The sequence below is a fragment of the Methanocorpusculum bavaricum DSM 4179 genome, assembly GCF_000430905.1.
In the GTDB taxonomy this organism is placed as follows: domain Archaea; phylum Halobacteriota; class Methanomicrobia; order Methanomicrobiales; family Methanocorpusculaceae; genus Methanocorpusculum; species Methanocorpusculum parvum.
The window spans coordinates 162750-170993 of the sequence record NZ_KE387268.1; the positions used below are offsets into that span (position 1 = coordinate 162750).

The window sequence follows — 8244 nt, forward strand, 5'->3', positions numbered from 1 at the left end:
TCGCAAACCTTCGGTTTGCTCGCAAGTCTATCGACTTGCTCGCAAGTTTCCTTCGAAAACTTGCTCCGCTAAGATCGCCGGCTGCGCCGTCGATCCGCCTCGGCTGAGGTCGTCTGCTTCTCATCCGACCCGCCTCAGCTGAGGGACCTAACGGTCCCCGCCTTAGCTAAGGTTGTCGACTACGTCTCCACCCCGCCCGCGCTCTTCCCTATCCACACAAAAACCGTGCCCATACACGCATCCATACACCCCCTCCCTCCTCCTCCATACAGCTCTAACCGTTTTCCATCCTGATCTCTCCTATCCAGGCAGGCAAACCTCCCTGATCAAAAAACAGACCCGCAATATTCCACTCACCCGCAGCCCATTTTTCTGCAATTTTCGTAACCCATCTCTCTCACTGAGCACCGTGTTTTTGCCCGATCGGGGGGCATTATCGCACCGCGCGGTCAGGGGTTTATATTCTCATAGAATAAACAATAACACTAAAACAAATAATCAACGAAAAACAAACGTATTACGTCAAAAATAACCATTAAATATCCAAAAAACACACTAAGTATTAACAAAAAAATCCAATGGAAAATCATCATGCACAGATGCGGCTCACGAATTTGACCTGGTTGCCTGTTCCTTCATTATACGGCAAAACCAGTTTGACACTTCACCTCTTCCTGCGTCCCGGCCTGAAGATTTTTCCCCTTCCGAACTGATCACGAACCTTGCGGGATCGTGACACAACGGAACTCAGGCTCTTCCTTAGGGTGATCCTGACAAACTTCGCACAGGCACCCGTCCGGGACAAATCAGATTACAGAAGAAATGATAACACTATGACACAAGTAGAAGATATTCAGGGAGTAACGACAGTCAGAATAAGCAAAGCCGTCAAAATAAGGCGACCCAGACTCCCTGAATCGCTCTGCGTAAAACTCTCCATCAGGGAAAAACACGATTTCAACACCGCAGCAGAAGAACAGGGACTCCTCATATCCGAACTCGCCAGGCAGATCATCGACCAGTACCTCGAAGAATACTTCAGAAACAAAAAACTCTGAAGACATATCCTCTCCTTTTTTCTCACCGCATCACCCGGGACAAAGATCATCCGTTTCGAAGCGTCCTATACACTCCTCCCGGATCCCTGCTTTCCTCTTTCACTCGCAAACTGCTGAGAATCCAGTTTGTATGATAATATGTTATAATATGTTATGATATATTATGATATAACACCCAAAAACACAGTATTTTATCCAAAAACATCCAATAACTATGTGAGGGAAACACCTCAGGAAGTGAACCAAACAACCAGCAAAAATGAAAACGTGTCTGCCCGATTCTGACTTTAGAGGGAAAGAAAAGAACAGACACTATTTTATTGGACCTTTGGGATAATCAAAATATTTGAACCATCCCCGCCGGACCCTTCGTCCCTAAGTTGACATCAGACGGCAGACGTCAGACGTCACCTGCCTTTTCAGAAAAAAGAACTACCCTGATAAAATTGAGCCACACTCTCCCGAGAGAGATGTGATGCCAAAATACTCTTGTGTTATTTATTTCTTTCTAAAAGTATATATAGTTACCGAACGGCCTGGAAAATGACAGAAGAAAACGGTCCCCGAAAATTTCCCGGGTATCTGTTTTCCCTAAAAACAACCTGACGTCTGACGTCTGCCGTCTGACATCAACCCACACAGAAAAAATGCGACAACATGCATATCTCAGAATAACCGACGAGGAAGGAACCATCCTCGACAGCATCGCAGAAAACCTCGGCTTTGTGAGCCGCACCGACCTCTTCACCGCCTGCGCCCATCTCCTCATCTACGGAGAGGCGGCAGACGGCGAACCGTCTCCTGATCCCGTCACCGAAAAGGAACTCAAAAAACTTCACGGACTCAATCAGAAGTTCCTCCTCCAGATGCAGACCTTCATCCAGATCCTCGACGAGATCGCTCTCCCCGTCATCGCCATGCGGGGCACCGGCGTCGTCATCAGCAGTCTCGGTCATGACATCAAACTCCTCATGCTCGAACGCTGCGGCATGGTCCCGGAGGACACGGACATCCGTGACTGGCTCAAGATCTACAAAAACACCCGCCGGGCGAAGATCATCGAATACCGCACCCGGCAGTTCGCCAGCATCATCAAAAGGGAGGAAGACGAATGAAGCATACCGCCAACAACAAAAAACACAACTACAACACCAACAACAACGACAACCAAAACACCAGCCACACCGACACCTACACCAGCCACACCGACACCTACACCAACGACGACGTCTCCATCACCTGTATCGCCGCCGGCACACAAGGCCAAATGATCACCACCCTCTGGATGGTCCGGATCAAAAAAGCCGGCTCCGCCTACCTCTACAGCCCTGCAGAGATCGGCGAGATCATCCACAAATACGGAGGCAAAGGCTTCAAACTGGCCGTCTTCCGTGAGGCGGCGGGCACGGTCGAGATCTGGGAGATACACATCCCGAAAAAGGTGATCCAATGACTGCACCCCGTTTGCTTCCCGGCATCCGGCTCCAGGACCTCGTCATCATGACAAAACTCACCTCCCGGGACTGGACCGCCGACCCCGCCAAAGGAGAGATCATCTCCTCCCGGACCGGCACACCGATCCGGTTCCACACACACGACGACGGCTACCAGGCGGTCTCCGTCAGATTCAGAGGACATCGTGTCAAGGTCCTGCGGCACCGGGCAGTCTACATCGCCGGAGCCTGCCGGAGCTTCAAAGACCTCCCCACCGACTTCGACCTCCAGGTCGACCACATCAACGGCGACCTCACCGACTGCCGGTTCGAAAACCTCCGGCTCATCACCGCACGGGAAAACAATCGTCCCCGGTCCGGGTATTTACTCCGGATCTTCGGCACCGACGAGGTCGAATCGATGCGGGAGAGGTATGCTGCGGGTGTTTCGACGCAGAAAATGGCAGATGAGTATGGCGTTTCGCGGTCCACGATCTGGCGGATCGTGACCCGCCGGACCTACAAGGAGGCGCTGTGATGGAATCGCCCTCACCGGCCGATCTTGAGATGCTGCTCTTCGCATGGCGCCCGGTCCCGGTCGGCGAATTCGCCGCGGCATTCCGGTATCAGGAGTTCCTCTACTGTATGAAGGAGCTGACGAAGGTCTTCGAAGCCCGCCATAAGGAGCTGATCGAAATCATCAGAGCAGAAGATCTTGCATCGGACGAGTTCGTGCTCGAGATCCCGGCGGACGATGTCGTGGATAAAGATCTCCTGATGGACGAGCTGCCGGATGTGTATGACAGCCTCGTGTTCATCAAGTCGTCGGATGCGAAACGGTTCATCGGCCAAAAGGCGCTGTATGATCTCGCGGTCGATACGGCGGGCCGCGAACGGGTGGCGAAGGTCGAACAGGTGAACCTGCTGGATCTGAGAAAGGCGCTCCCGGCCGGCGAGGCGGCGAGGTATGTGAAGAAGGATCCGCATGAGAGCCTCGCGAAGGTGGTGCGGGTCGCAGAATGATGTGGTACGAATATGCCGAACTGCGGGATAAGGAGACGTTTCTTGGCATGCTCCGGAAAGGGATGACATGCGAGGAGATCGCAGAACTGACGGGGTGTTCCGTGTCGGCGGTGCATACCGCGGAAAAGCGGCATCGGCTCCGAAAGCCGGTGATCATTATGTCCGAGGAGCTTCGGCGAAAGCTGGAGCTCTAGGGCTTCTTTTTTTTAATGGTAGAAGTTCGGAATGTGTCCGACTTTGTGAAAAAAACCGTAAAATGTAGGTAGTGCCTGACATTTAATTCGTTAGGGAATTGGTATGGTGTGAACACAAAAGAAAAAAACCAACCGCGAATCGGCGCGAATCTGAGCCCTTCGGGCTCTCAGAATCGGATTTGCTCTTCCTCACTCTCGCAATCCAGCTTCGCTGTCTTGCTCGTCCCTTCATCGGGACCGTTCGGGCAAATCCTGTCGGCGCCCCAGCGCCTCCTTTGCATAAATTATATCGTGTTTGGAAAAAGAATGAAAAATCATGATGTCTGGTGATATAATTCAGCCCGAAGAAACGGATCATCTTTTTTTGCCAAGGTTCGAAAGATCGTTGGGTGTGCTTTTCGTGTGTATAACTCGCTTGGCAGCGGATTTCTGGAAGCTGTCTATCGTGATGCTTTGATGATAGAATTCAGGGATAATAATATCCCAGCGGTTGCTGAAAAGCATCTTGATGTTTATTACAATGGTGAAAAGCTTCCAAGTACCTACAAAACCGATATCATCTGTTATGATTCGATCATCCTTGAACTCAAAGCAAATGCCAAACTAACTAAATCAGATTCAGCTCAACTCCTTCATTATCTGAAAGCAACTGGTATCAAAGCAGGGGTATTGTTCAATTTTGGCAAGAAGGGAAAACTTGAGTGGATGAGATTTGTATACACCGATGAAAAATCTCTGAAAAATGAGAACATCAAAGAGATATCCTAAGGAGGCGCTGGGGCGCCGACAGGATTTGCCCGAACGGTCCCGATGAAGGGACGAGCAAGACAGCGTAGCTGGATTGCGAGAGTGAGGAAGAGCAAATCCGATTTTTCTCGCCCGTAGGGCGGATTCGCGCCGATTCGCGGTTGGTCTTTTCTCATGTGTCCGCACCCGGCCATTTCCTTCCCAAATCAGATTTGCCGTCTAACCCATTCGCAAATCAGAGATTGACTCAACTGAGTTCGTCGCACGTCATCCAAATGTCACCATATAAATCTAACTATTTTGCAAAAAATTTGCAATAACTTTACAGATTTACTCTTCTACATCCTATAATTGTATAGAGGTTGGACGGGGCCCCAACTGATCTCGGGACAAAAAAACCATGACAGCAGATTTCATTCAGACAGCAATCTCGAAGTCCGCAAAGCGGATCTTCACCGCAGAGTTTACGAACGCCGCCGCGTATGATGCGATCATCGCAGAAATTACCGGCGTGGAAAACCCCCTCGGCCTCGCCGAAGTCGAGCTCGGGAAGCAGACCTACAAGACCTATGTCGGCTACTTCGACCCGAACACCTCCGAAATGACCGGCAAGGTCCAGGTCACCGCCTACACGCGGGCCGAGTATTCGGCCGCGATCACCGCCCTTACCGGCAGTGCGGATCTTAAAGCAGCATTCGGGAACGGCGGCACGGCCGAGACGACCGAGATCGGTACCGAAGCCACCTGGAACGTCCGCATTTCCGCGAAGCTTGGGACCGACACCTTCCAGATCAGTCTCAACCGCGATTCGATGACCGTCTCCGGCTATGCCGATGATGCAACGGTCGCCGCGGTCGATGCCTGGGCAGACACCAAGCCGGCCCTGAACTAACGGGGGCAGGAGATGAGAATCTCCAGCCGCCTGAGGAAGCTCATCATGCTCTTCCTCGGGTTTCTCATCATGCTCTTTGGGAAGCTCGTCGAGGGCGTGATCGCTGGGCAGAGGTGAACCCACCTCTCCCGGCAAATTTTCTATTTTTTCAGACGTATTTCCTGCAGAAATGCTCACTCCAATTCGGAAGGGAGATGGGTCAGTTTGGACACATGAAGAAAAACCAACCGCGAATCGGCGCGAACCGCAAATCTCTGATTTGCGAACGCGGTTGGTTTTTTTCTCATGTATCCACACACAACAAACTCCTTCCCGAATCACACTCACCACCCTACACCCCCTCCTCCCCAAACTCCTCCCGGATCTGCGAAAGCATCCACTCCCGATAGATCTCCCGCTTACTCTCCCCTAGCGCCATACCACATTCAGAGCAATACTTCGCCCTCCCCGCATTCACAAAAGAACAGCCCGGGCAGACATTCACAAGACCAAGCCGGCTCTGCATAGCTTCCCGAACCCATTCCTGCGTCGTCATCCCCTCGCACCTCGCCCCCGTCTCCACCAGAGATTTTATCCTCGCCGGCAGACGCACAAGGATCTGCTCATCGTTTCGTTCCGCTTTCATACCTCAGCCTTCCACCGTCTCACATTCCACTCGCAAGTTTTCTTCAAAAACCTGGTCGCAAGTCTTTCGACTTGATCGCAAGTTTCCTTCGAAAACTTGCTCAGCTGAACCCGGTCCGATGGACCGGGCCGCCTCCGCTAAGATCGCCGGCTGCGCCGTCAATCCGCCTCCGCTGAGGTCGGCCGCGTTCCGCGTCCAACCCGCCTCCCCCTCGATCAAAAGAACCTCCTGGGTCAGCACCCCGTCGATCTCCCGTTCAAGAGCCCGCAGCTTCGCCGTCAGATATTTTGTCTCGTCGATCAGCCGCTGCGAACGGAGAAGAGTCTCTTTCGACGCCCCCGCAGTTTTCATTAGTTCGAGCTGCACTCTTCGGATATCTTTCCCTGTCTGGCATAACTTATCCGCATACATATCCTTCTGAAAAAACAGCGGCTTCAATCTATCCTGCAGCGTCGGCGGAATATCACTCATCATAACGTATCTCCTGTCCGGGTATCCCCGAACACATAAACAACCTAAGACGTCACGCATTATAAACCCCTGACCGCGCGGTGCGATAATGCCTCCGATTTTCGCGGAAACGCCGTTCTCACTGAGAGAGGAGGGGGTTTTTCGATGCAAAAAAACAACAGCTCCTCAGTCAATGCAGATACTTCGTCACTTTTCCTGCCAGATACAACGGCAGAGAAATAAATCTCCCACGCGAATCATCCGTAATGCCGACATTTTTCAGACTCATGCGCAAAGCGATCCTTGGATGATACTTCTCCCGATACACAGCCAGACTCTTCGACGACGTATGCAGCCCTGCCTTCACTTCAACGGGCACGATGTCAACACCATGCTGAACAACAAACTCAACCTCCGCCGTATTTCCTGACTTCCAGTAAAAAGGTACCTCTCCGCTGGACGAAATCAGCTCAGTAAGAACAAAATTTTCAGTGATCACACCCCTCATCAAGGCAAACTCCGGTGAATCAGCAAAAAATCCCTCAATGTCAAATCGGCTCAACCTGCGCAAAAGCCCCACATCACACAAATATACTTTGAAGTACGAGCCGTCCGCCGTCACTGAAAGCGGATAATCCGGTCTTTCGACCCTGTCTATCTTATACACAAGACCGGCGTCAACAAGCCACTGCAGAGCATCACTCATATTTCGACCCCTCCCTCCGGTCATAACCTTGGAATAAATAAACTTCCTGTTCTCCTTGGCTAATTGGGAAGGGATCGCCTTCCAGATACCTGACAATTTTGGATAATCTGCGGATGGAGCATGTTTTGCAAAATCAAACTCGTAGCTGTTCAATATTTCTGTAAGAACAGTATCAACTTTCCCGACATCATGTGTCAAAACCCAGGTGTTAACCGCCTCCGGCATTCCACCCACCAGAATATAATCACGATAATACCCTGTGATCTCATCAACAAGAGGGGGCGATATTTTCTCATCAAAATTCAGGTCATTTAAATAATTATACAAATATTCCTCCCCGTTTGCCAAAAGAAACTCTGAAAAATCCATAGGATACAAGGTAAGAAAAGTAACTTTTCCTACTGGAAAGGAGAGAGGTTTTGCAAGAGCGATACCAAGAAGTGAACCTGCACACATAATCGGCAGCTCCGGCATATTTTCAAAGAAGTATTTGAGAGAAGTAAGGGCTGACGGACAAAACTGGATCTCATCGAAAATGACAACCGTTTTTTTCGGGTCGATCGATTTATGCCGGATCTGACCAAGTTCTTTGAGTATGCGTTCCGTATTCATATCTCTCGTAAAACATATCTGCAGAGAGTCGTTTCCTTCAAAGTTGAAGTACGCAACGTCTTCAAAATGTTCTGCGGCAAATGTTTTGAGCAGCCAAGTCTTCCCGCATTGACGAACACCTTTGAGTATGAGCGGTTTTCGTGTCTTACTTTCTTTCCATTGGATAAGATCCTGATAGATGTGCCGATACATGTCACCACTGCCAAAATGTCATATGAGATTATGGCGCCTGTGCCAAAAATCCATATGTGTGATATCATGTGTGTCTGGACACCTGATAAAATCATCTGAAAGACAGACCCGGAAAACTCCTTCCTGAATCAGACCCAACAAATTCCTTCCTGAATTCTATCCTCCACTCTTGATGAACTGCCCGGAAAGCCCATTTGAGGCAGTACGCAAGTGAGGGTCGAAGACCCGAAACTGAGAGCAAATCTCTGATTTGTGAACAAGTGAGGGCTGCAAGCCCGAAACGGGGAGCAAATCTCTGATTTGCGACCACGA

The 8244-nt window shown here is 50.5% G+C and carries 11 protein-coding genes; 8 read left to right on the forward strand and 3 right to left on the reverse strand.

Going from position 1 to position 8244, the window contains the following annotated elements:
* The first annotated feature begins 833 nt into the window (after positions 1 to 833).
* From H575_RS07315 to H575_RS07350, 8 genes are all read left to right on the forward strand, one after another.
* Positions 834 to 1058: a hypothetical protein gene (locus H575_RS07315; protein WP_155897865.1), complete on the forward strand. Its 225-nt coding sequence runs from the start codon at positions 834 to 836 to the stop codon at positions 1056 to 1058.
* A 647-nt stretch (positions 1059 to 1705) separates the two neighbouring features.
* Positions 1706 to 2173: a hypothetical protein gene (locus H575_RS07320; protein WP_042700143.1), complete on the forward strand. Its 468-nt coding sequence runs from the start codon at positions 1706 to 1708 to the stop codon at positions 2171 to 2173.
* Positions 2170 to 2511: a hypothetical protein gene (locus H575_RS07325; protein WP_042700147.1), complete on the forward strand. Its 342-nt coding sequence runs from the start codon at positions 2170 to 2172 to the stop codon at positions 2509 to 2511. The genes H575_RS07320 and H575_RS07325 overlap by 4 nt, the downstream gene beginning before the upstream one ends.
* Positions 2508 to 3029 carry an HNH endonuclease gene (locus H575_RS08985; protein WP_052320011.1) on the forward strand — a complete coding sequence of 174 codons (522 nt, stop codon included), beginning with the start codon at positions 2508 to 2510 and terminating at the stop codon, positions 3027 to 3029. Before H575_RS07325 ends, H575_RS08985 begins: the two co-directional genes overlap by 4 nt.
* Positions 3029 to 3514: a hypothetical protein gene (locus H575_RS07335; protein ID WP_042700149.1), complete on the forward strand. Its 486-nt coding sequence runs from the start codon at positions 3029 to 3031 to the stop codon at positions 3512 to 3514. The genes H575_RS08985 and H575_RS07335 overlap by 1 nt, the downstream gene beginning before the upstream one ends.
* Positions 3511 to 3708, forward strand: a complete 198-nt coding sequence (locus H575_RS07340) for a hypothetical protein (RefSeq protein WP_155897866.1) — start codon at positions 3511 to 3513, stop codon at positions 3706 to 3708. Before H575_RS07335 ends, H575_RS07340 begins: the two co-directional genes overlap by 4 nt.
* Positions 3709 to 4110: 402 nt before the next feature.
* Entirely contained in the window at positions 4111 to 4476 is a 366-nt protein-coding gene (locus H575_RS07345; RefSeq protein WP_245554505.1) for a GxxExxY protein, read from the forward strand.
* Positions 4477 to 4855: 379 nt separating this feature from the next.
* Positions 4856 to 5347, forward strand: a complete 492-nt coding sequence (locus H575_RS07350; RefSeq protein WP_042700157.1) for a hypothetical protein — start codon at positions 4856 to 4858, stop codon at positions 5345 to 5347.
* 331 nt (positions 5348 to 5678) lie between these two features.
* Here H575_RS07350 and H575_RS07355 read toward each other — a convergent pair whose 3' ends face one another.
* From H575_RS07355 to H575_RS07365, 3 genes are all read right to left on the reverse strand, one after another.
* Positions 5679 to 5972 carry a hypothetical protein gene (locus tag H575_RS07355; RefSeq protein WP_042699704.1) on the reverse strand — a complete coding sequence of 98 codons (294 nt, stop codon included), beginning with the start codon at positions 5970 to 5972 and terminating at the stop codon, positions 5679 to 5681.
* Between the two features lie 3 nt (positions 5973 to 5975).
* Entirely contained in the window at positions 5976 to 6446 is a 471-nt protein-coding gene (locus H575_RS09495) for a hypothetical protein (protein ID WP_042700160.1), read from the reverse strand.
* Positions 6447 to 6612: 166 nt separating this feature from the next.
* On the reverse strand, positions 6613 to 7932 hold the full coding sequence (locus H575_RS07365; protein WP_042700163.1) for an ATP-binding protein: 1320 nt from the start codon (positions 7930 to 7932) through the stop codon (positions 6613 to 6615).
* Positions 7933 to 8244: the final 312 nt, after the last annotated feature.